Source organism: Arthrobacter sp. NQ7, from assembly GCF_029581595.2.
Lineage (GTDB): Bacteria > Actinomycetota > Actinomycetes > Actinomycetales > Micrococcaceae > Arthrobacter > Arthrobacter phenanthrenivorans_B.
Map to the genome: position 1 here is coordinate 76,091 of NZ_JARFXU020000018.1, position 22,628 is coordinate 98,718.

20 protein-coding genes and 1 pseudogene are annotated in these 22,628 nt (G+C 66.5%); 12 read left to right on the forward strand and 9 right to left on the reverse strand.

The window, feature by feature from the left end; genetic code table 11:
* Positions 1-132: 132 nt before the first annotated feature.
* The 4 genes from PUN71_RS17055 (at position 133) to dnaE (ending at position 6,010) form a co-directional block, all read left to right on the forward strand.
* Positions 133-819 carry a DivIVA domain-containing protein gene (locus PUN71_RS17055; protein WP_277799375.1) on the forward strand — a complete coding sequence of 229 codons (687 nt, stop codon included), beginning with the start codon at positions 133-135 and terminating at the stop codon, positions 817-819.
* A gap of 94 nt (positions 820-913) precedes the next feature.
* A complete protein-coding gene (lspA, locus tag PUN71_RS17060) occupies positions 914-1,486 on the forward strand; it encodes a signal peptidase II (protein ID WP_043453041.1) in 573 nt (190 codons plus the stop codon).
* A complete protein-coding gene (locus tag PUN71_RS17065; RefSeq protein WP_043453040.1) occupies positions 1,479-2,405 on the forward strand; it encodes an RluA family pseudouridine synthase in 927 nt (308 codons plus the stop codon). The genes lspA and PUN71_RS17065 overlap by 8 nt, the downstream gene beginning before the upstream one ends.
* Before the next feature lie 47 nt (positions 2,406-2,452).
* Positions 2,453-6,010, forward strand: a complete 3,558-nt coding sequence (dnaE, locus tag PUN71_RS17070) for a DNA polymerase III subunit alpha (protein ID WP_043453039.1) — start codon at positions 2,453-2,455, stop codon at positions 6,008-6,010.
* Between the two features lie 89 nt (positions 6,011-6,099).
* Here dnaE and PUN71_RS17075 read toward each other — a convergent pair whose 3' ends face one another.
* Positions 6,100-6,600, reverse strand: coding sequence for a flavin reductase family protein (locus PUN71_RS17075; protein WP_043453036.1), 501 nt, complete (start codon positions 6,598-6,600; stop codon positions 6,100-6,102).
* Positions 6,601-6,727: 127 nt separating this feature from the next.
* On the opposite strand from PUN71_RS17075, the gene PUN71_RS17080 reads away from it, so the two are divergent.
* From PUN71_RS17080 to nrdR, 3 genes are all read left to right on the forward strand, one after another.
* The gene (locus tag PUN71_RS17080) at positions 6,728-7,261 is read left to right on the forward strand and encodes a hypothetical protein (protein WP_043453035.1); all 534 of its coding nucleotides are present in this window, start codon (positions 6,728-6,730) and stop codon (positions 7,259-7,261) included.
* A 4-nt stretch (positions 7,262-7,265) separates the two neighbouring features.
* Positions 7,266-8,639, forward strand: a complete 1,374-nt coding sequence (hisD, locus tag PUN71_RS17085; RefSeq protein ID WP_277799376.1) for a histidinol dehydrogenase — start codon at positions 7,266-7,268, stop codon at positions 8,637-8,639.
* A gap of 137 nt (positions 8,640-8,776) precedes the next feature.
* Entirely contained in the window at positions 8,777-9,271 is a 495-nt protein-coding gene (nrdR, locus tag PUN71_RS17090; RefSeq protein WP_277799377.1) for a transcriptional regulator NrdR, read from the forward strand.
* A 51-nt stretch (positions 9,272-9,322) separates the two neighbouring features.
* Here the strand turns inward: nrdR and ppgK are convergent, their stop codons facing one another.
* Together ppgK and map are read right to left on the reverse strand one after the other, a co-directional pair.
* A complete protein-coding gene (ppgK, locus tag PUN71_RS17095) occupies positions 9,323-10,126 on the reverse strand; it encodes a polyphosphate--glucose phosphotransferase (RefSeq protein WP_043453142.1) in 804 nt (267 codons plus the stop codon).
* Positions 10,127-10,236: 110 nt separating this feature from the next.
* A complete protein-coding gene (gene map, locus PUN71_RS17100) occupies positions 10,237-11,115 on the reverse strand; it encodes a type I methionyl aminopeptidase (protein ID WP_277799378.1) in 879 nt (292 codons plus the stop codon).
* 119 nt (positions 11,116-11,234) lie between these two features.
* Here map and PUN71_RS17105 point away from each other — a divergent pair, with 119 nt between their 5' ends.
* Positions 11,235-11,399, forward strand: coding sequence for an SPOR domain-containing protein (locus tag PUN71_RS17105; protein ID WP_277799379.1), 165 nt, complete (start codon positions 11,235-11,237; stop codon positions 11,397-11,399).
* Between the two features lie 165 nt (positions 11,400-11,564).
* Here PUN71_RS17105 and panB read toward each other — a convergent pair whose 3' ends face one another.
* Positions 11,565-12,473, reverse strand: a complete 909-nt coding sequence (panB, locus tag PUN71_RS17110) for a 3-methyl-2-oxobutanoate hydroxymethyltransferase (RefSeq protein WP_277799380.1) — start codon at positions 12,471-12,473, stop codon at positions 11,565-11,567.
* A gap of 269 nt (positions 12,474-12,742) precedes the next feature.
* Between panB and glnA (PUN71_RS17115) the strand changes: the two genes are divergently transcribed.
* The 3 genes from glnA (PUN71_RS17115) to PUN71_RS17125 are packed head-to-tail and all read left to right on the forward strand — an operon-like array spanning position 12,743 to position 17,633.
* Entirely contained in the window at positions 12,743-14,083 is a 1,341-nt protein-coding gene (gene glnA, locus PUN71_RS17115) for a type I glutamate--ammonia ligase (RefSeq protein ID WP_043453139.1), read from the forward strand.
* A 9-nt stretch (positions 14,084-14,092) separates the two neighbouring features.
* On the forward strand, positions 14,093-17,104 hold the full coding sequence (locus PUN71_RS17120; RefSeq protein ID WP_277799381.1) for a bifunctional [glutamine synthetase] adenylyltransferase/[glutamine synthetase]-adenylyl-L-tyrosine phosphorylase: 3,012 nt from the start codon (positions 14,093-14,095) through the stop codon (positions 17,102-17,104).
* Positions 17,094-17,633, forward strand: a complete 540-nt coding sequence (locus PUN71_RS17125) for a GNAT family N-acetyltransferase (protein WP_277799382.1) — start codon at positions 17,094-17,096, stop codon at positions 17,631-17,633. Before PUN71_RS17120 ends, PUN71_RS17125 begins: the two co-directional genes overlap by 11 nt.
* A gap of 281 nt (positions 17,634-17,914) precedes the next feature.
* Here PUN71_RS17125 and glnA (PUN71_RS17130) read toward each other — a convergent pair whose 3' ends face one another.
* Positions 17,915-19,339, reverse strand: coding sequence for a type I glutamate--ammonia ligase (glnA, locus tag PUN71_RS17130; RefSeq protein ID WP_043452996.1), 1,425 nt, complete (start codon positions 19,337-19,339; stop codon positions 17,915-17,917).
* A 286-nt stretch (positions 19,340-19,625) separates the two neighbouring features.
* On the opposite strand from glnA (PUN71_RS17130), the gene PUN71_RS17135 reads away from it, so the two are divergent.
* The gene (locus PUN71_RS17135) at positions 19,626-20,063 is read left to right on the forward strand and encodes an RDD family protein (protein ID WP_043452993.1); all 438 of its coding nucleotides are present in this window, start codon (positions 19,626-19,628) and stop codon (positions 20,061-20,063) included.
* On the opposite strand, the gene PUN71_RS17140 is transcribed toward PUN71_RS17135, so the two are convergent.
* The 4 genes and pseudogenes from PUN71_RS17140 to PUN71_RS17155 form a co-directional block, all read right to left on the reverse strand.
* Positions 20,060-20,968: a DMT family transporter gene (locus PUN71_RS17140; RefSeq protein WP_277799383.1), complete on the reverse strand. Its 909-nt coding sequence runs from the start codon at positions 20,966-20,968 to the stop codon at positions 20,060-20,062. The genes PUN71_RS17135 and PUN71_RS17140 overlap by 4 nt on opposite strands.
* A 39-nt stretch (positions 20,969-21,007) precedes the next feature.
* Positions 21,008-21,361, reverse strand: coding sequence for a DUF3817 domain-containing protein (locus PUN71_RS17145; RefSeq protein WP_277799384.1), 354 nt, complete (start codon positions 21,359-21,361; stop codon positions 21,008-21,010).
* A gap of 112 nt (positions 21,362-21,473) precedes the next feature.
* Positions 21,474-22,226: a DUF4191 domain-containing protein gene (locus PUN71_RS17150; protein ID WP_043452983.1), complete on the reverse strand. Its 753-nt coding sequence runs from the start codon at positions 22,224-22,226 to the stop codon at positions 21,474-21,476.
* Between the two features lie 85 nt (positions 22,227-22,311).
* Positions 22,312-22,628, reverse strand: a pseudogene (locus PUN71_RS17155) (lipoyl synthase); the annotation flags it as partial.

Below are 22,628 nucleotides of genomic sequence, written 5' to 3' on the forward strand. Positions count from 1 at the left end.
CAGCTACTGTAAAGCGAAGAACCCTCCCGTTTGACACCGCAGTGTTGAATTAGAGTAAGCAGACCAAATTTAGGTACCGTAGTTTTGACGGCCGGAAGGCCTACTGACTAACCAGACCAGTGAGGTGACCAGATGGCTTTGACGCCAGAAGACGTTGTCAACAAGCGCTTTCAGCCCACCAAGTTCCGCGAGGGCTATGACCAGGACGAGGTTGACGACTTCCTGGACGAAATCGTCGTTGAACTCCGCCGCCTGAACCAGGAAAACGACGAGCTCCGCAAGAAGCTCGCCGAAGCCGGTTCCAGCGTTCCGGCAAGCTCCGCCGGAGCCCCCGTGGTGGAAAAGGTCCCCGCGCCGGTCAAGGCCGACAAGGACGAGGCCCGCGAGAAGGCCGAGGCCGAGGCGAAGGCTGCCGAAGCCAACAAGAAGAAGGACGTCCAGCCGGCTGCTCCGGCTGCCGCCGCACCGGCCGCGCCCGCTTCCGTCGCCACTCCTTCCGCCGAATCCGCGGCCGGCTTGCTGGCCATGGCCCAGCAGATGCACGACCGCCACGTCGCCGACGGCCAGGCCCTGAAGGACAAGATCATCGCCGAAGCGCAGATCGAAGCCAGCAGCCTCGTCAACGACGCGCAGGAGAAGTCCCGCAAGATCCTTGGTGCACTGGAGCAGCAGCGCTCCGTGCTGGAACGCAAGGTGGAGCAGCTCCGCGGCTTCGAACGCGACTACCGCTCACGCCTGAAGGCCTACATCGAAGGCCAGCTCCGCGACCTCGAAGCCCGTGGCTCCGTGGCAACCCCGGAAGTCAGCGAAGCCAACTAAGCCTGGCAGCACGTATTCTGAAAGCCGGTGGCTGAGGATTCCTCGGCCACCGGCTTTTGGCATTGAACCCCAGTTCCCCCGAATTGAAAGCACCATGACTGACGAACTTGCCGCGGACGCGGCACGCCCTGTCCCACCCACGCACCGGCCCCGCCGGGCTGTGCTGCTGTCCCTGTTCGCGGGGTTCGCGGTCTTCGCCTATGTCCTGGACCAGCTGACCAAGCTGTGGGTGACTTCCACCATGGTGGAAGGGGAACGCATTCCCGTGCTGCCTCCACTGCTGCACTGGTATTTCATCCGCAACTCCGGGGCCGCATTTTCCATCGGCGAGAACGTCACCTGGGTGTTCTCGATCATCATGGCCGGGGTCGCCATCGCGATTCTGTTCCAGGTCCGACGGCTCGGCTCGGCCTGGTGGTCCCTGGCCTTGGGCCTGCTGCTGGGCGGAGCCCTGGGCAACCTGACCGACAGGCTCTTCCGGGAGCCATCCTTTGGCATGGGACACGTGGTGGACTTCATCCAGCTTCCCAACTTCGCGATATTCAACATCGCAGACTCCGCCGTTGTGTCCGCCGTCGCCATCATCTGCATCCTGACCATCCGCGGGATCGCCCTGGACGGCACACGGTTGGGCAGCGCGCACAAGGACAAGCCCGGCCATGAGTGAGCGGATCACCGTCTCCGGCGAGTACGCCGGAACCCGGGCCGATGCCGGGCTGGCCGGCCTGCTGGGGGTATCGCGCTCCGTCGCCGCGGCCCTGCTGGCCGAAGGCCATGTCCTGAACCGGGGCAAGGCCCTGGGTAAGTCGGCGAAACTCGTGGCCGGCGACGTCCTGGACGTCACCATCCCGGAACGCCGGGACCCCCTGGAAGTCGTGGAGGAAGTTGTGGAAGGCCTGGATATCCTGCTCGACGACGATGATTTCGTCGTCGTCGACAAACCCGTTGGCGTCGCAGCCCATCCATCGCCCGGCTGGGTAGGGCCCACCGTGGTGGGCGGGCTTGCCGCCGCCGGCTACCGCATTTCCACCTCGGGCGCTCCCGAGCGTGCAGGCATCGTGCACCGGCTCGACGTCGGCACGTCGGGTGTGATGGTCGTGGCGAAATCGGAGCGGGCGTACACCGCGCTGAAGCGGGCCTTCAAGGAACGCACCGTGGACAAGGTCTACCACGCAGTGGTGCAGGGACTCCCTGACCCGCTGACCGGCACCATCGACGCCCCCATTGGCCGCCACCCGGGACATGACTGGCGCTTTGCCGTGATCGAGGACGGCCGCCCGTCGGTAACCCATTACGAAGTCCTGGAGGCCTTCGGCAAGGCAAGCCTGGTGGAGGTCCATCTTGAGACCGGCCGCACCCACCAGATCAGGGTCCACTTCTCCGCCCTGCGCCACCCGTGCGCCGGAGACCTGACCTATGGTGCCGACCCCCGGCTCGCGGCCAACCTGGGTCTTACCCGGCAATGGCTGCACGCCCGCCAACTGGCCTTCGACCACCCCGTGACAGGGGAGCGGGTGACGGTCACCAGCGGGTACCCGCAGGACCTTGCCTACGCACTGGAAGTGCTGGAATCGGGCCAGGCCTGACCCCCGGCTTGCCAGGTCCGGCCGCGTGCAGCGCTTAGAATGGTCCGGTGAGTTCCAGCAATGATTCGTTCGTCCACCTGCACACCCACACCGAATATTCCATGCTGGATGGAGCAGCCCGCCTGGGGGAGCTGTTCGACGAAACCGAACGCCTGGGCATGCCTGCCCTGGCCACCACGGACCACGGCTACCTGTTCGGCGCCTTCGATTTCTGGCAGAAGGCCCAGGCCAAGGGGATCAAGCCGATCATCGGCGTCGAAGCTTATGTGACCCCCGGCACCGCACGGACCGACAAGGAACGCGTGCGCTGGGGCGACGAATCCCAGCGCAAGGACGATGTGTCCGGTGGTGGTTCGTACACGCACATGACGCTCCTGAGCTACAACAATGTGGGCATGCGGAACCTCTTCCGTGCCTCATCCATCGCGTCCCTGGACTCGGTCTTCGGCAAATGGCCCCGCCTGGACCGGGAGCTGCTGAACACCTACTCCGAAGGCCTGATCGCCACCACGGGCTGCCCGTCGGGGGAGGTCCAGACCCGCCTCAGGCTCGGCCAGTACCGCGAAGCGCTGGAAGCCGCGGCCGAGTTCCGGGACATCTTCGGCGCGGAAAACTACTTCTGCGAACTGATGGACCACGGGCTGGACATCGAGCGGCGGGTCACCGGCGACCTGCTGCGGCTGGCCAAGGAACTGAACCTGCCGCTGGTGGCCACCAACGACCTGCACTACACCCACGAGCACGACGCCAAGGCGCACGAGGCCCTGCTGGCCATCCAGTCCGGCTCCACCCTGCTGGAGCCCACCTACGACAACGGCGGCTCGCGCTTCGCGTTCTCCGGCAGCGGCTACTACCTCAAGTCGCCGCGCGAGATGCGCGAGCTCTTCCGCGACCACCCGGATGCCTGCGACAACACGCTCCTGATCGCGGAGCGCTGCGAGGTGTCCTTCAACACGGACGCCAACTACATGCCCCGCTTCCCCTGCCCGCCGGGCGAGGACGAGACCTCCTGGCTGGTCAAGGAAGTGGACAAGGGCCTGAAGTACCGTTATCCGGGCGGCATCCCGGACGAGGTCCGCAAGCAGGCCGACTACGAACTCGGCGTCATCACGTCCATGGGCTTCCCCGGCTACTTCCTGGTGGTTGCCGACTTCATCAACTGGGCCAAGAACAACGGCATCCGCGTGGGGCCGGGCCGTGGCTCCGGTGCAGGCTCCATGGTGGCATACGCCATGCGCATCACCGACCTCGACCCCCTGCGGCACGGCCTGATCTTCGAACGGTTCCTCAACCCGGACCGCGTCTCCATGCCCGACTTCGACGTCGACTTCGATGACCGCCGCCGCCCCGAGGTCATCGACTATGTGACCCGGAAGTACGGCGACGAGCGCGTGGCCATGATCGTCACCTACGGCACCATCAAGACGAAGCAGGCACTCAAGGACTCTTCCCGCGTGCTGGGCTACCCCTTCAGCATGGGCGAGCAGCTGACCAAGGCGCTGCCGCCTGCGGTGATGGCCAAGGACATTCCGCTGGCCGACATCCAGAATCCTGAAGCCAAGCGCTACAGCGAGGCGGGGGACTTCCGCCAGTTGATCGCCACCGACCCGGAGGCAGCCAAGGTCTTTGAGACCGCCCTGGGCATCGAGGGCCTGAAGCGCCAATGGGGCGTGCACGCCGCCGGTGTGATCATGTCCTCGGACCCCATCATCGACGTCATCCCGATCATGCGCCGTTTCCAGGACGGCCAGGTGATCACCCAGTTCGACTACCCGACGTCCGAGGGCCTGGGCCTGATCAAGATGGACTTCCTGGGCCTGCGGAACCTGACGATCATTTCGGACGCCCTTGAGAACATCAAGATGAACCGCGGCATCGACCTGGACCTCGAGAACCTCGAACTGGATGACGCCGCATCCTACGAGCTCCTTGCCCGCGGCGACACCCTGGGCGTCTTCCAGCTCGACGGCGGCCCCATGCGGTCGCTGCTGAAGCTGATGAAGCCTGACAACTTCGAAGACATCTCCGCCGTGCTGGCGCTCTACCGTCCGGGTCCCATGGGCGCCAACGCCCACACCGATTACGCGCTGCGGAAGAACGGCGTGCAGGAAGTTATTCCGATCCACCCGGAGCTGGAGGAACCCCTCAAGGAGATCCTGGGCGGCACATATGGCCTGATTGTGTACCAGGAACAGGTCATGGCCGTGGCGCAGAAGCTGGCGGGCTACTCGCTGGGCCAGGCAGACATCCTGCGCCGCGCCATGGGCAAGAAGAAGAAGTCGGAACTGGACAAGCAGTTCGCCGGATTCTCCCAGGGCATGCAGGACAACGGCTACTCCATGGAGGCGGTCAAGACCCTCTGGGACATCCTGCTTCCGTTCTCCGACTACGCCTTCAACAAGGCCCACTCGGCCGCCTATGGCGTGATCTCCTACTGGACCGCGTACCTGAAGGCGCATTATGCGCCTGAATACATGGCCGCCCTGCTGACCTCCGTGGGCGATGACAAGGACAAGTCCGCCATCTACCTCAACGAATGCCGCCGGATGGGCATTACGGTGCTGCCGCCGGACGTCAACGAGTCCGCGCTGAACTTCACCCCCGTGGGGAACGACATCCGCTTCGGCATGGGTGCCATCCGCAACGTGGGTGCCAACGCGGTGGAGGCCATGGTGGCCGCCCGCGAAAGCGAGGGTGCGTTCACATCCTTCAAGGATTTCCTGATGAAGGTTCCGGCAGTGGTGTGCAACAAGCGCACCATCGAATCCCTTATCAAGTCCGGCGCCTTCGATTCACTGGGCCACCACCGCCGGGCCCTTGCGATGGTCCATGAAGAGGCCATCGACTCCGTCATCACGCTCAAGCGCAACGAGGCCATCGGCCAGTTCGACCTCTTCGCCGGGTTCGAGGAGGCCGAGTCGGAGGCCTCGCTGAGCATCGAGATCCCCGACCTGCCCGAATGGGAGAAGAAGGACAAACTCTCGTTCGAACGGGACATGCTGGGCCTGTACGTCTCCGACCACCCGCTGCAGGGCCTGGAAGGCCTGCTGAGCCAGCACGCGGAAATGAGCATTACCACGATCCTGGGCGAGGACGGGCCGCAGGACGGCGCCATCATCACCATCGCCGGCATGATCACGTCCCTGAGCCGCCGCATCGCAAAGGCCAGCGGCAACGCCTATGCCCGTGCCGAGGTGGAGGACCTGGGCGGTTCGATCGAGGTGATGTTCTTCGGCCAGGTCTACGGACCCATCGCCTCCGTGCTCGCCGAGGACCTGATCGTGGTGGTCAAGGGCCGCCTGCAGAAGCGCGACGACGGTGCCATCACACTGAACTGCATGGAACTGTCCGTTCCGGACCTCAGCGAGGGCCTGCACGGACCACTGGTGATCACCATGCCCACCCACAAGGCCACTGAGGCCGTGGTCACGGAACTTGGCGACGTGCTGCGCACCCACCGCGGCAACTCGGAGGTCAGGCTCCACCTGCAGGGCGATACCCGCACCGAAATCATGGGCCTGCCGGTGCACCTGCGGGTGAACCCCAGTCCGTCGCTGTTTGGCGACCTCAAGGTCCTGCTGGGACCTGCCTGCCTGGACGCCTAGGACGGCCCCACGCCACGCGAAAGGCGGACGACGGCGGGAAGCACCTCCCGCCGTCGTCCGCCTTGTGGCTTCCAACGGTAAGCCGGGACCTAGATTTCGTAGTCCAGCGGCATCGGTTGCCCGTAGGCGCCGCCATGGTAGAGCAGGGGCGTTCCTTCGCCGCCCACCTGGCCGTCCACCACCTGGACCACCACCACCGCGTTGTTTTCGAACGAGAGCCGCATCTGGACCTCCCCGATCAGCCAGCCCGCCACGTCCTTGAGGATGGGGACGCCATGCGGGCCAACCTCCCAGTGGTTGCCTTCGAACCGGTTGCCGGGGCGGGCGAAGCGCGCCGCCAGTTCCTGGTTCTCCAGCCCCAGCATGTGGACCCCGAGGTACTGGGTGTTGGCGACCGCCGGCCAGGACCTGGAACTGCGCGCCATGTTGAAGGTGAAGCGCGGCGGCTTGGCGGACAACGACGCGACGGAAGTGGCGGTGAAGCCGTAGGGCTCGTCCTGGTAGTTCACGGTGATGATGGCCACGCCGGCGGCGTGCCGGCGGAACATCTCCCTGAACGTCTGCTCGAACGGCTCGCTGTTGTCAGTCACCGGGGACTCCTGCACTAGGTGGTGTAACTCTTCCTCCAAGCGTATTGGTCCATGGTCGCGGCAGGAAAACCTGCCGCTGGCGCAGTAGTTGGGATATCCCGCAGGAAGCTTTGTTAAGGTGTGTTGCATGACGAACTCTGCCCGCCCCGCCAGGCGGCTGCTGCCCTGGTCCCTGCTGCTGGTACCCGCGGCGGCGGGCATCCCGGCCGGACTCCTGTGGTGGATCCTGGCTCCGGGCGGCCTGAACCTGGTCACGCGGGATCCCGCACTGTCCTCGGGCACCGTCCCCTTGGTCTGGCTGCCCCGCGACCTGACGCTTGCTGGCATCCTGGTGCTGGCCGGTTGCCTCCTTGCGGTGTTCCTGGCGGATGGAAAGCGGCCGGATCCGCAGGCCGCACTGTTGACGGGGCTGGCCGGAGCGCTGGCCGGCAGCGCCGTGGCATGGGGGACAGGGGTCCTGGTGGCCCGGTTATGGGGCCCGGCCGTCGATGCCTCGGCGAATGCCAGCATCGCCTTTTCCCTCCGGGCCTGGCCGGTCCTGCTGCTGTGGCCCGCCGCCACGGCGGTGTCCGTCTTCATCCTGGAACTCGTAGGCGCCGGCGGCAGGAAGCCGCACGCGGGCGGCACCGGAACAGCCACCGGGTTCAGCCCCCTAAAATAGACCGGTGACCACTTCCCCGGATCTTCCCGCCTCCGTAACCGCCGCCGTCGATTTCCGCACCATCGACCTTCGGGGCCGCAGCATGACCCTTGCGGCCCTGCGTGCCGCCGTTCCCCGCGCCCAGGGCCACACCATGGCCGACGCGGAGGAGAAGGTCCTGGCCATCATCGCGGACGTCCGCCAACGCGGCGTTGCCGCGCTGGCTGAGCTGGCGGAGAAGTTCGACGGCGTGGCGCAGGAGCATCCGCTGGTCCCCAGGGAGGCCCTCGCCGCCGCCCTGGACGGCCTGGACCCTGCCGTGCGGGCCGCCCTGGAGGAATCCATCAGCCGGGCCCGGAAGTTCGCCGACGGACAGCGCCCCCGCAACGTGGACGTGGAGCTCGGTGACGGCGCCGTGGTCAGCCAGAACTGGGTGCCTGTGGGGCGTGTCGGGCTCTACGTTCCCGGCGGGCTCGCCGTGTACCCGTCCTCCGTGGTCATGAACGTGGTGCCGGCGTTGGCGGCCGGCGTGGAGTCCATTGCCCTGGCCTCGCCGCCGCAGAAGGAATTCGGCGGCCTCCCGCACCCCACCATCCTCGCTGCGGCGGCACTGCTGGGCATCACCGAGGTCTATGCCATCGGCGGCGCACAGGCGATTGCGGGTTTCGCCTATGGCATCGAGGCAACGGAGGCCGGTCCTGCCCTGGAGCCCGTGGACGTGGTGACCGGCCCCGGCAACATCTTCGTCGCCACGGCCAAGCGCCTGGTCAAGGGCGTCGTGGGCATCGACTCCGAGGCAGGAACCACGGAGATCGCCATCCTGGCCGATGATTCCGCCCAGCCCGCGCTGGTGGCCGCAGACCTGCTCAGCCAGGCCGAGCACGACCCCAAGGCGGCATCGGTCCTCATCACCGACTCCGAGGAACTGGCCACGGAAGTCCGTGCGGAACTGGAACGGCAGGCCGCTGCCACCAAGCACTCGGACCGGGTCCGTGAGGCGCTGTCCGGGCCGCAGTCCGGCGTGGTGCTGGTGGACGGCCTGGATCAGGGGATCGCTGCCTGTGATGCCTACGCGGCCGAGCACCTGGAGATCATGACCCGGGACGCTGCAGGTGTGGCAGCGCGCATCCGTAACGCCGGAGCCATCTTCGTCGGCGATTACAGCCCGGTAAGCCTGGGCGACTACTGCGCCGGCTCCAACCACGTGCTGCCCACCAGCGGCACCGCTGCCTTCTCCTCGGGCCTGAACGTGACCACTTTCCTGCGGGCCATCCAGGTCATCAACTACAGCCGGGAAGCCCTGGAACAGGTCAGCGGGCACATCGTCAGCCTCTCCCGGGCCGAGGACCTGCCGGCGCACGGCGACGCGGTCACGGCCCGTTTCCCGGCCAACGTGTGACACCACTACATGTAGTAATTACAGGATTGTTATTACCCCATATCTGGCCGTAAACTGGGAGACGCCACGGCAGCGCCCCCCGGCGGTGCCCGTGGCTTCCAAGGCACCGCAGACCACGAGCGTGAAGGGGGACCGCCATGTACTGTCCGTTCTGCCGCAACCCCGATTCCCGCGTGGTTGACAGCCGCATGGCCGATGATGGTTCAGCCATCCGGCGCCGCAGGCAGTGTCCCGAATGCGGACGCCGCTTCACCACGGTCGAAACCACCAGCCTCTCCGTCATCAAGCGGTCCGGCGTGGGGGAGCCGTTCAGCCGCAGCAAGGTCATCAACGGGGTGCGCAAGGCGTGCCAGGGGCGCCCGGTGAGCGAGGACGATCTCGCCATGCTGGCGCAGGAAGTGGAGGAACAGATCCGTTCCTCCGGTGCAGCCGAAATCGACGCGCACGAGGTCGGACTGGTGATCCTGGGACCCCTGCAGAAACTCGACAAGGTGGCCTACCTGCGTTTCGCCAGCGTCTACCAGGCGTTCGAATCACTGGAGGATTTCGAAACCGCTATCGCGCTGCTCCGCCATGAGGCGGAGGAAGACGCCAAGGGCGCTCCCAAGAGCTCCGAGAAGAGCCCGCTCTAGACTCCGGTGGTGGCAGCGGAGGGGAAGCCGCAGCCGCCACCGGCACCACTCCTACTTGGCCAGTTTGTGCTTCAGCGCAATCTCCAGCGCCGCTCCCACGATGCCTGCCTCGTTGCGCAGGACAGCCGGGACGATAGGCGTGCGGAGCTTGAGGTTGGGAAGGTACTCATCCGCGCGCTTGGAAATGCCGCCGCCCACAATGAACAGTTCCGGTGAGAACAGGAACTCGACGTGCGAGAAGTAACGCTGCAGCAGCACGCTGTACTCATCCCAGGACAGCCCGTCGCGTTCACGGGCAACGGCGGACGCCTTGGATTCGGCATCGAACCCGTCAATTTCCAGGTGGCCCAGCTCCGCGTTGGGAACCAGTTTGCCGTCGAAAATAAAGGCCGAGCCAATGCCCGTGCCCAGGGTGATCACCAGCACCGTGCCGGAAACGCCGGCACCCGCGCCGTACCTGGCCTCTGCCAGGCCGGCCGCGTCGGCGTCGTTGATGACCTCTACCGGCCGGCCAAGCCGGGCGGTGAGGAGCGCGTCGATGTCGGTGTCCAGCCAGCTCTTATCCACATTGGCAGCCGAGTGCACCACGCCATGCTGGATGATGCCGGGGAAGGTCACACCCACGGGGGAGCCGGCCTCGGGAGCCTCCGGGCGTGCCGAAAGCTCGGCCACCACCAGCGCCACGGCCTCGGCGACCGCCTCGGGAGTGGCGGGCTGCGGGGTGGGGACCCGGAAGCGCTCACCGAGGAGCTTGCCCTTCTTCAGGTCGACAATGCCGCCCTTGATGCCTGTTCCACCGATGTCGATGCCGATCAGCGGTGCATTCTTGTGCGACTTCTCGTCCTTCTTGGCCAATGGGATTCCGTTCTTGACAGGGGCGGGCAGGAAAAGGGGCGGCCACTGGCAGCCCATAAAAAGGGTCCGGTCTGCGGCGGCGGCCATGCCCTGTGCGGGCATGGGCCAGCCTACGGCAGGGTGAGGATTTCGGCGCCGGTCTCCGTGACCAGCAGGGTGTGCTCAAACTGGGCGGTGCGTTTGCGGTCCCGGGTGACCACGGTCCAGTCGTCGCTCCACATGTCCCACTCCACCGTGCCCAGCGTGAGCATCGGCTCGATGGTGAATACCATCCCCGCCTCGATCACGGTGTTGTAGGCGGGGGCGGCGTCGTAGTGCGGAATGATCAGCCCGGTGTGGAATGCTTCGCCGACGCCGTGGCCGGTGAAGTCACGCACCACACCGTAGCCAAAACGCTTGGCATAGGACTGGATGGCGCGGCCGATGACGTTGATCTCGCGTCCGGGGGCCACCGCCTTGATCGCACGGTTCAGCGATTCCTGGGTGCCTTCCACCAATAGCCGCGACTCCTCATCGACGTCGCCCACGAGGAAGGTGTAGTTGGTGTCGCCGTGGACGCCGTTGATGAAGGCGGTGATGTCGATATTGAGGATGTCACCATCCTGGACCACGGTGCTGTCCGGGATGCCATGGCAGATGACCTCGTTCAGCGAGGAGCACAGCGACTTGGGGAATCCGCGGTAGCCGAGGGTGGAGGGGTAGGCGTGGTGGTCCAGCAGGAATTCGTGCCCCACCCTGTCCAGCTCATCGGTGGTGACGCCGGGCTGGATGTGCTTGCCCACCTCCACGATGGCCTGGGCTGCGATTTTCCCCGCGACCCGGATCTTTTCGATCGTCTCCGCGGACTTGACCTCGGAGCCGGTGAATTTGGCGGGTGCAGGCTTGCCGACATACTCCGGACGGGGGATGGACGCCGGGACGGGACGCTGCGGACTCAAGGTACCCGGGGTGAGGGTGCCAATGGGTGCAGTCGAGGCAAGGGAAGGCATAGATTGATCATATAAGGCACCACAGAACGCCTAACAACCGACAAGCGGCGGAGGGCACGCGTAAGTGTTTGTGTTACGTGGGTCACCCGGCATTCCTGTCGCCGGAACGAGGAGCAACGATGACTGAGTACTGGTTCAACGTCAAGACCCACGAGGTGGAAGAGGACCGGCTGTCGGACTGGAGCCAGCTCATTGGGCCGTACAAGACCCGGGCCGAAGCGGAGCACGCCCTGGAAAAGGTGAAGGCGCGCAACGAGGCCTGGGAAAAGGGCGACGAGGACTGAACGGTTGGTGCGCAGGGCGTCCGGGCGGCACTCCTCCGCGGACTGCCTCGGCCGCGGGCGGCCTCACCTTGACGTCCGCTTCCGGAATACCGCCCGGACGCGGAGGTCCCGGGCATTTGTGTCAGTGTCCCAGTTCCGCGTGGCCGTTGGGCCGAAGCTGAAAGTTTAGAAGGAATGCTCCGGGCCGGGGAACGTGCCGGACCGGACGTCGTCCCCGTAGGCGGTAGCGGCGTCGAGCAGCGTCTTGCGCAGGTCCGCGTACTGCTTCACGAACTTGGCCATCCGGCCGCCCCTGAGGCCCGCCATGTCCTGCCAGACGAGGACCTGCCCGGTGGTTGCCTTGCCGGCGCCGATGCCCACGGTGGGTACGTCCACGGCTGCATCGACGGCCGCTGCCGTCTCTGCGGGCACCATTTCCATCAGCACGCAGAATGCGCCGGCGTCCGCAAGGGCGCGGGCATCCTCGATCAGCCGCTGGCCGTCGTCGCCGCGGCCCTGGACCCGGTAACCGCCCAGGGCATGTTCGCTCTGCGGGGTGAAACCGATGTGCGCCATGACCGGGATGCCCGCCTGCACCATGGCGCGGACCGTGGGGGCGTAGTACTTCCCGCCTTCGATCTTGACCGCGTGTGCCAGTCCTTCCTTCAGGAACCGCACACCGGCGGCCACCGCCTGCTCCGCACTGACCTCATAGCTGCCGAACGGCAGGTCCGCCACCACCAGGGCCCGTTTTGCGGTCCTGGCCACTGCCCGGCACAGGGGGAGCAGCTCATCCACGGTCACCGGAAGGCTGGTTTCGTTGCCGAATACGTTGTTGGAGGCCGAATCACCCACCAGGAGCACCTCGATCCCGGCTGCATCGAAAATCTCGGCCGTGTACTGCTCGTAGGCGGTGAGCATGGCGAACTTCGTGCCGTCGCGCTTGGCCTGCTGCAGGTGGTGGATGCGGACCCTGGCCGGCTTCCGGACGGCGGTGGCGTCGGCACTGGCCGGGGCCGGGGTGCCGGGGCCGGTGCCGTACGGTGCGGGTACTTCTGCGGACGCGCTGGAGTCGGAGCTGTTGCTGGAAGCCATGGGATGAGCGTAGTGCGGTACCCGCCGTACTAGCTACCGCGCGCATTGCGCGAGGACGGTGATTACCGTCATAGCCGCGGGGCCATCCTGAAGCGGTAAGGGACGGATACCGCCGCGGGGCCGGGCGCCGCGCCAGGTTAATGCTGTGTTACGCGGGGCGCAGGCTCAAGCACGACGGCCGAATGATTAGTACAGTGATGATGAACTGCTGCCGGTTCTCCCCATTGCGCGGACCCGGAGCATGGACGTTGACCGGAGAAGAGGCCTTCATGGACCGCCAGCAAGAGTTTGTCCTGCGCACAATCGAAGAGCGCGACGTGCGTTTCGTGCGCCTGTGGTTCACCGATGTGGTGGGTTCGCTGAAGTCCGTGGCGCTTGCGCCGGCCGAAGTCGAGGGAGCCTTCGAGGAAGGCCTGGGCTTCGACGGATCTTCGATCGAGGGCCTGGCCCGTGTCTTTGAATCGGACATGCTGGCCCAGCCCGATCCCGCCACCTTCCAGATCCTGCCGTGGCGCGGTGAGACGGAGCAGACCTCCCGGATGTTCTGCGACATCCTGACCCCGGACGGGGAGCCCTCGGCGGCGGACCCCCGCAACGTGCTGAAGCGGACCCTGGCCAAGGCCGCGGACATGGGCTTCACCTGCTACACCCATCCCGAGATCGAGTTCTACCTGCTGAAGTCGAGCGAGCCGGGCCCGAACGGCGCTCCTGTTCCGGTGGATGAGGGCGGCTACTTCGACCACGTCCCCGGCGGCGTGGCCCAGGATTTCCGCCGCACGGCGGTGACCATGCTCGAATCCGTCGGCATCTCCGTGGAGTTCAGCCACCATGAGGCCGGCCCGGGCCAGAACGAGATCGACCTCCGCTACGCCGATGCGCTGCAGACAGCGGACAACATCATGACCTTCCGCACCGTCATCAAGGAGGTGGCGCTGCAGCAGGGCACGTACGCCACCTTCATGCCCAAGCCGTTCACGGACCACCCGGGCTCCGGCATGCACACCCACTTCTCGTTGTTCGAAGGCGACAGCAATGCGTTCTTCGAGGCGGGCGCCGAGTTCCAGCTGTCCAAGACAGCACGCCAGTTCATCGCCGGAATCCTCAAGCACGCTCCGGAGTTCACCGCCGTCACCAACCAGTTCGTCAACTCCTACAAGCGGCTCTGGGGCGGCGGCGAAGCACCGAGCTACCTGAGCTGGGGCCACAACAACCGTTCGGCCCTGGTCCGCGTCCCGCTCTACAAGCCGGGCAAGGGCCAGTCGGCCCGCATCGAGTACCGCGGCATCGACTCTGCCGCCAACCCGTACCTGGCCTACGCCGTGCTGCTCGGCGCGGGCCTGAAGGGCATCGAGGAGGGCTACGACCTTCCGGCCGCGGCAGAGGACGATGTCTGGTCGCTGAGTTCCGCGGAACGCCGCGCCATGGGCCATGACCCGCTCCCGGCCAGCCTGCACGATGCCATCCGCTCCATGGAGGACTCGGAGCTCATGCCGCAGATCCTGGGTGAACAGGTCTACGAGCACTTCCTGCGCAACAAGCGCGCGGAGTGGCAGGACTACCGGCTGCAGGTGACGCCCTACGAGCTGCAGCGCAACCTCGGCATCCTCTAGGTGCCCGGCGTGAGCCTGGCACGCCGCCTCATCGCGGCCGGATTCAGCGACCTGGAGAAGGGCGAACGGTTCCTTGCCGCGCGCGAACTCGAGGGCCTGGACCAGGACGCGCTCTTCGCCGGACTTCAGCTCGCGGCCAGCCCGGACACAGCACTGCAGTCGCTGGTCCGGCTGATCGAAAAGCATCCCCAGCTGCGCGACCTCGCTGCTGCCGACCTTGAGGCCAGTGAACCGATGTTTCGGGTCCTGGGCGCCTCGGAAGCGCTGGGGGAGTTCCTGATCCGGCATCCCGAGCACCTTGACGCCTTCCAGGTCCGCGCCAGCCCGGAGCCGCTGCCTGCCGACCCGGCCCGCCTCCGCGCCACGCTCCTGCAGTCCGTCGGCGCGGACCCCCGCGCTGCCCGCCCGGTCGCCGCGGCCACGGGCGTGGAGGCCTATGCGGCCCTGCGGACGGCGTACCGGCGTGGACTGGTGGACCTTGCCGTCAAGGACCTTTGTGCGGCCGATCCGCTGGATTTCCTGCCCTCGGTGGGCGGCGAGCTGGCGGACCTTGCCGCGGCTGCCATCGATGCTGCCCTCGCCGTCTCCCGGGCTGAGGCGGCCGGGCAATACAGCGCCGCCGACGTTGCGGACGTCGGCCTTGCCGTGATTGGCATGGGCAAGTGCGGCGCCCGGGAGCTGAACTACATCTCCGACGTCGACGTCATCTACGTGGTCGACCCCGGCAGCCTGGCCGACGCGGACGCCAACACCATCGGCACCGCACTGGCCAGCGGCATTTCGCGGGCCATCTCGTCGGTGGCCAGGGAACCGGGCCTGTGGGAGGTGGACGCCAACCTCCGGCCCGAGGGAAAGTCCGGCCCGCTGGTCCGCACCCTCGCCTCGCACGAGACGTACTACGCCCGGTGGGCCGAGAGCTGGGAGTTCCAGGCGCTGCTGAAGGCCCGTGCCATCGCCGGCGACGCCGGCTTGGGGCGGGCCTACGAGGACGCCGTGTCGCCGCTGATCTGGAGTTCGGCCGGGCGTGAGGGCTTCGTGGAGTCCGTCCAAGCCATGCGGCGGCGGGTGACCGAGCATATTCCGGCCGCAGAGGAGCAGCGGCAGATCAAGCTCGGCCGCGGCGGCCTGCGGGACGTCGAGTTCACCGTCCAGCTGCTCCAGCTGGTGCACGGCAAGGCAGATGAGTCATTACGACGGCGGGACACCACCTCGGCGATCGCCGCGCTGTCTGCGGGTGGTTACATTGGCCGTTCGGATGCCGCGGCGTTCGACAACGCCTACCGCTACCTGCGCCTGCTGGAACACCGGATCCAGCTCTTCCAGCTGCGCCGCACCCACCTGATGCCGGTGGCCGAACCGGCGCTGCGGTCACTGGCGAAGGCCGTGCTGGGCCCGTTCTCCAACGAACGGCCCAGCCCGGATTCCCTGCTGTCTGCCTGGCACCGGACCAAGCGGTCCGTGCGCGAACTGCACGAACGGATCTTCTACCGGCCACTGCTGAACACTGCGGCCAAGCTCAGCAGCGAGGACGCCAGGCTGACCCCCGAGGCGGCCCAGGGGCGGCTGGCGGCGCTTGGGTACCGGGACCCGCAGGGGGCCATGCGCCACATCGAGGCGTTGACGGCAGGGGTGAGCCGGCGCGCCGCACTGCAGCGGCAGCTCCTGCCCATCCTGCTGGACTGGCTCGCCGAAGGCGTGGATCCCGACGCAGGGCTCCTGGCCTTCCGCCGCGTCAGTGAAGCGCTGGGTACGACGCACTGGTACCTTGGCCTGCTCCGTGACTCCAATGCCGCCGCCGAGCGTTTGTGCCACATGCTGTCCAATTCCCGGCTGATCGCGGACCTCCTGGAAGTCTCGCCCGAGTCCGTTGCATGGCTGGGACAGGACAAGGACCTGGTTCCCGTGGGCTTTGAGGCCCAATGGCAGGAAATCACGGCGAAGATGTCGCGGCACGCCGATCCGGAGAGTGCCATGCGGCTGATCCGGCTGATCCGGCGGCGCGAGATCCTGCGCATCGCGATCGCCGATTCCGCCGGGCTGCTCGACCAGGAGCAGGTGGGCAGGGCCCTGGCGGACACGGACCGGGCCGCCGTCCTGGGCGCCCTCCGCGTTGCGGAAGGCATCGTGTCCGCCGGGGGCCCGCTGAAGACCACGGTGCTGGTGGTGGCGATGGGCCGGCAGGGCGGCCGGGAGATCGGCTACGGCTCCGACGCCGATGTCATGTACGTCCACCGGGCCCTCCCCGGATTCACCGAAGCGGAGGCGCAGGAACAGGCTGCCCGGATCGTGTCCAAGGTATCGAGCCTGCTGACCCAGCCGTTGAAGCCCGCCATCATGGCCGAACGGGTCCTCCAGATGGACGCAGACCTGCGGCCGGAAGGCAAGAACGGGGCCATGGTCCGTTCCCTGGACTCCTTCGCCGAGTACTACCGCCGCTGGTCCCTGATCTGGGAGGCGCAGGCCCTGCTGCGGGCCCGCCCCATGGCCGGCGACGATACTCTGGCCGCAGATTTCCTGGAGCTTATCGACCCCATCCGGTACCCGGAGACAGTCTCGGAGCAGGATGTGCGCGAGATCCGCCGTATCAAAGCCCGGGTGGAATCCGAGCGGCTGCCCCGCGGCGCGGACCCCGCCCGCCACCTCAAGCTGGGCCGCGGCGGACTCAGCGACGTCGAGTGGCTGGTGCAACTGCTGCAGCTGCAGCATGCCGGCAAATACCCGGAACTCCGCACGACGTCCACGCTGGAGGCCCTCAACGCCGCAGCGGACCTGCGGCTGCTGGATACCGCCGACGCCGGCCTGCTGGCTGAGGCCTGGCGGCTTGCCAGCCGCATCAGGTCTGCCAACGTTATCTGGAGCGGCAAGGCATCCGACCTCCTGCCCTCCTCCCGCCGGGACCTGGAAGCCGTGGCACGCTGGTGCGGCTACGAACCGGGCAACGCCGCTGCCCTGGAGGAGGATTACCTGAGGGTGAGCCGCCGGGCCCGGGCGGTCTTTGAACGGGTCTTCTATGGAAACTAGGCCGGCCCCGTGGGTGTGGCTTATTCCGCTGCGTGACCTCGACCGGGACGCCCGCGCCATCCAGTTCGGCGCCGTCGCCGCCATGTCGCTGCTGCCCGGCCAGGAGCGTTTCGTCGGCGACCCGCTGCGGATGGCACTGGCCGGACTGGCGGAGGAATCACGGCATCCGTACGTGGTGGAAGTCAAAGGTGAACCGGTCGGCCTGCTGACCCTGCAACGGGGCGCGGCTTGCCTTGCCGGCTGGCCGGATGAGCACTCAGCGTGGCTGCTGCGCGGGTTCCTCATCGACTGCCGGCACCAGGGCTCAGGACTGGGCACGGGGGCGGCCGCCGCGGCCGTGGAGGCAGCGCGCAGGCTTACGGCCAGGCACTCAACCGGTGAGTCCGGCGTCGTCCTTTCCGTTAATGAGGAAAACCCGGCGGCGCTGGCTGCCTACCGCCGTGCCGGTTTTGTCGACGCCGGGCGCTACCTGGGCGGCTCCTCCGGCCCCCAGCGCACGATGTTCCACAGCTTCGCCGCTGCCCGCTGACGTAACCCGCCGGACGGGCATTGCGCTTGGCATCCAATTGCCCGAGTATGTGGATTGGCGGTGTTCTCCAACCTTGTTGGGGGGAAGGCTGGACAGAGTCTTCGTCTCGGGGGGCATTCGTCAGGGGGTCCGGTTCCCGGTCTCAGCACGTCAGGAAGCGGGCCCCCACCTTAGGCTTTGTGTTCCCAAGGGCCCGCAGCCCCGGAACGCCAAAGGCGGCCACCGGAATGATCCGGTGGCCGCCTTTGCTGCTTCAGTGGTCCTGCCAGGCAGGCTGCAGGCTAGACGCCGTAGTAGAGCTCGAACTCGTAGGGGTTCGGGCGCAGGGACAGCGGGCGGATCTCGTTCTCGTACTTGTACTCGATCCAGGTGTCGATCAGGTCCTGGGTGAAGACGCCGCCGGCCTGCAGGAACTCGTTGTCCTCGCGCAGGGCTTCCAGTGCTTCCTCAAGCGTGCCCGGGGCCTTGGGGATGTCCTTGGCTTCCTCGGCGGGGAGCTCGTAGAGGTCCTTGTCGATCGGGGCGGGGGGCTCGATGCGGTTGCGGATGCCGTCAATGCCGGCCATCAGCTGGGCAGCGAAGGCCAGGTACGGGTTGGAGGAGGGGTCCGGAGCGCGGAACTCGATGCGCTTGGCCTTCGGGTTGGAACCCGTGATCGGGATGCGGATACCGGCGGAGCGGTTGCCCTGCGAGTACACCATGTTGACCGGAGCTTCGAAGCCCTTGACCAGGCGGCGGTAGGAGTTCACCGTCGGGTTCGTGAAGGCCAGGACGGCGGAGGCGTGCTTGAGCAGGCCGCCGATGTACCAGCGGGCGGTGTCGGACAGGCCGGCGTAGCCCTTCTCGTCGTAGAACAGCGGCTCGCCGTTGTTCCAGAGCGACTGGTGGCAGTGCATGCCTGAGCCGTTGTCACCGAAGACCGGCTTGGGCATGAAGGTGACGGACTTGCCCCAGGCGTCAGCCGTGTTCTTGATGACGTACTTGAACTTCTGCAGGTCGTCCGCAGCGTGGGTGAGGGTGGTGAACTTGTAGTTGATCTCGGCCTGGCCGGCGGATCCAACTTCGTGGTGGCTGCGCTCCACCTCGAGGCCGGCTTCGTCCAGGGCCACGCACATGGCGTCACGCAGGTCGGCCTGCTTGTCGGTGGGGGAGACCGGGAAGTAACCGCCCTTGACGGGGGTCTTGTAGCCCAGGTTGCCGCCCTCTTCCTCGCGGCCGGTGTTCCAGTGGGCTTCCTCGGAGTCGATCTTGTAGAAGCTGCCCTGCGGGGAGGACTGGTACTGGACGTTGTCGAACACGAAGAACTCGGCTTCGGGAGCGAAGAACGCGGTGTCGGCAATGCCCGTGGAGGCCAGGTAGGCTTCGGCCTTCTCGGCAACGCCGCGGGGGTCGCGGTGGTACGGATCGCCCGTGCGCGGGTTGACGATCGAGAAGTTCAGCGCGAGGGTCTTCTCCATGCGGAAGGTGTCCAGGAACGCGGTGGTGACGTCCGGGATCAGCTGCATGTCGGATTCGGCAATGCCCTGGAAGCCGCGGATGGAGGAACCGTCGAAGAGCTGGCCGTTGACGAAGAAGTCAGCGTCAACGCTCTTGGCGGGGACGTTGAAGTGCTGCTGGACGCCCGGAAGATCGGTGAAGCGGATATCGACGAACTTTACATCTTCGTCCTTGATGAACTTGAGGACTTCGTCCGCAGTCTTGAACATCTATGCTCCTAACGCATATGTAAATATCTGGCGTGCAAGCCATGTGATCCAGCGCAATCCAAAAGCAGGGAGAACCCATGGTCTTCCCTGCTGTGGGTACCTGCCGGGGGATTGCTTGAAACTGCTAACAGACTATGGATGCGGCATTTCCCGTCCGTGTCCGCATTGTTTCGGGCAGGTTACAGAATGCCCTGCTATGACCACGCTATCCTCCGTCCACACTATGGTCGAGTCCTATCCACACTGTGGGCGCGCCGCGCGTCCCGGGGATCGGTAAGCTTGAACGGTGGTAGATCGCAAAGACATTGGCTCCTGGCTCAGCGGACCGGACACCTCCGGCATCTCGAAGTATCCGGGGGAGCGGCTGGGCCTGCCGGAGTCCGGCCCCGGCTCCATTGCCCGGGCTGGGCGCAGGATCGCCGCGATCATGATCGACTGGGGAATCGCCCTGCTGATCAGCAACTTTGCCTTTAACGGCGACTCCTGGGCCACCCTGGCCGTCTTCGCCATCGAACAGATCCTCCTGGTGGGAACTCTCGGCTACAGCATCGGCCACCGGATCATGGGTATTGCCGTGGTGAAACCGGGAGGCGGCACCCCCGGACCGCTCGCGGCCCTGGTGCGGGCGGTGCTGCTCTGCCTGGTGATCCCCGCCGTGATTTTCGATCCGGACCAGCGCGGCCTCCACGACAAGGCCATGAACACGCTCCTGGTCCGCCGCTAGCCCTTAAGTCCGGAGGGCCCCTGCGCCTTCCGGCGCTGCCCCGCAATCGCCGGCGCGTTCGTGGCCACCACCCCGCCGATGACGATGGCGCCGCCCACCAGCTGCGCCGTTGTGGGAACCTGGCCGGCAACGACGGTCAGGACCGCCGTGAAGACGGTGATGAGGTTGAGGAATACCCCGGCGCCGCCCGCGGGCAGGACCGCCAGGGCGCGGTTCCACAACAGGTAGGACAGCACTGACGGGAAGATGGCGATGAACAGCAGCGATGCCAGCCCGCTGCTTGTCGCAGGAAGAGCCAGGCCGCCCGTTGCCAGCCGCACGGGGGCCAGCACGGCGACCGCCACCGCAGCCTGCACTGCCGTTGCCGTCACCGGCGGGACCTTCGGCGCCAGCCTGCCGGTTACCGTGTAGGCCGTCCATGCAACAATGGCGCCCGTCATCAGCAGTTCCCCGGTACCGAAGCCGGCTGTGAGCAGCCTGCCCACATCACCACCGCAGATGACAACCAGGACACCGGCCAGCGCCGCGACGATACCAGCCACTGACAGGGGAGCCAGCCGTTCGCGCAGGAAGACGGCGGCAGCCAGCGAGATGAGCGCGGGGTTAAAGGCGTTGATCAGTGACGCGTTGAAGGGGCCCGTGTGCTCCAGCGCGAAGTACAGCAGGAGGTTGTAGCCCAGGAGTCCACACAGGCTCAGCGCCAGCAGCCACGGCCATGCGGCAAGGACCGAGCGCCAGCGGGGCCGCTCGACGAGGTGGGCAATCACCAGCAGGGGCACCAGGGCAAGGGCCCACCGCAGGACCACCAGGCTGAGCGGGTCGATGCTCTGGACGGCCGCGGCCCCCACGACGTAGTTCCCGGCCCAGAACAGCGTTGCCCCCAGCAGCGAGAGCAGTGCGACCATCCGTCTCCGGCCCGGGCTGCCTTTCACCGGTGCCGCCTGCTACGAACGGCTGGTCGCAAGGGCGGGAACAGCGGGTTCGGCGGAATCCGCGCTGAGGTAGCCGCGGCGGCCTGCCCACCGTTCGAACAGGACAGTGGCGAAGGGAAAGACGGCGGAGGCGCCGGCCAGCGCTGCCACAAGGAACGGCCAGCGCTGGACACGCCACAGCGTGAGTGCGGCCATCGCGTATCCGATAAACAGCGCGCCATGGATGGGCCCTGCCACCTGGACCCCGAGCTCGGTGCTGCCCGCAATCCACTTGAAGTACATGCCGGCCAGGAGAGCGGCCCAGCTGCACGCTTCCGCGACGGCAAGGATGCGGAAGACGCGGATCGATGTTGTCCTAAGGGGCATGGTCAGGTCCTGTCACAGGTGAAGCGCGGTCCGTCGCGGCCGCGCAGGCATGGTCAGGGGCAAGAAAAAACGCCCTGGAACCGGATGTGCCGGCTCCAGGGCGTTCCACCAGCTATCGTCCGCGGTTGGGACGGGCCTTGTAGGGGTCAATTCCCTTGGGGATGGGCAGCCTGGTGCCCATGGAAGCAATGCGCTTTGAAACCGTGCTGACCTCAAGCTTGGTCAGTTCGTTCTTCATCTTGCCCATCTGCTTGGCCACCTGGCTCAACGGCACCTGTCCTTCGCCGCGGCCGGTCTGGATGGTGTGTACCGGAACGTTGGGCAGGATGCGCGCCAGGCGCTTCCGTTCAGCATCGAGCAGCGGCTTGACGCGGTGCGACGGGCCTTCGCTGACCAGAACGACGCCGGGACGTCCAACGGCGCGGAACACCGCGTCCTGCGTCCGCGGGTTGACGGCGACCGGCTGTTCCTCGGTGATCCAGCCACGCCGCAGCGTGCCAAGGGCGGCACCGGAGGCACCGGGCTGGTTCTCAATCTGCGAGAAGGCCGCGCGTTCTGCACGGCGGGAAAGAATGAACGTGGCACCCAGCAGTCCCAGCGGAATGCCGATAATCAGGCCGGTGATCCAGTTGTCCAGCCAGAAACCCACCAGGAAACTGACGGCCACAATCCCCAGGAACACCAGCAGCATGAGCCACGGAACCATGGGGTCGTGGCGGCGGGTCATCGTGAAGACCTCGCCGATCTGCTTAAGCCTGCTGGGCTTCTTGGCCTTGGCTTCCTTGGGCTTGCGCTGGAACATGCCGCGCTTCACCGCACTTGAGCCCGAGGGGGTGGAGTTGCTGGAGTCAGGGGATTTCGCCATAGTGCCTCAATTCTACGTGACTTAAACCCCAGGACCGGACGCCGGAATTGTTCCGGCGTCCGGCCCTGTGCAGGCGCTGGCGGGGTCAGGAATGGGCCGCCAGGAGGGTGGCGGCTTCCTGGCGGGTGGTGCCGGAGTCCTGGATGCCGTCGGCGATGTGGGCGAGTTCGGCGGGGATGTCGCGGCCTTTTTTGCGCATTGCGGTGGCCCAGAGGCGGCCTGCGCGGTAGGAGGAGCGGACCAGGGGTCCGGACATGACGCCGAGGAAGCCGATTTCTTCGGCTTCGTGCTGGAGGTCGACGAATTCCTGGGGTTTGACCCAGCGGTCCACGGGCAGGTGCCGTTCGGAGGGGCGCAGGTACTGGGTGATGGTGATCAGGTCGCAGCCGGCGGCGTGGAGGT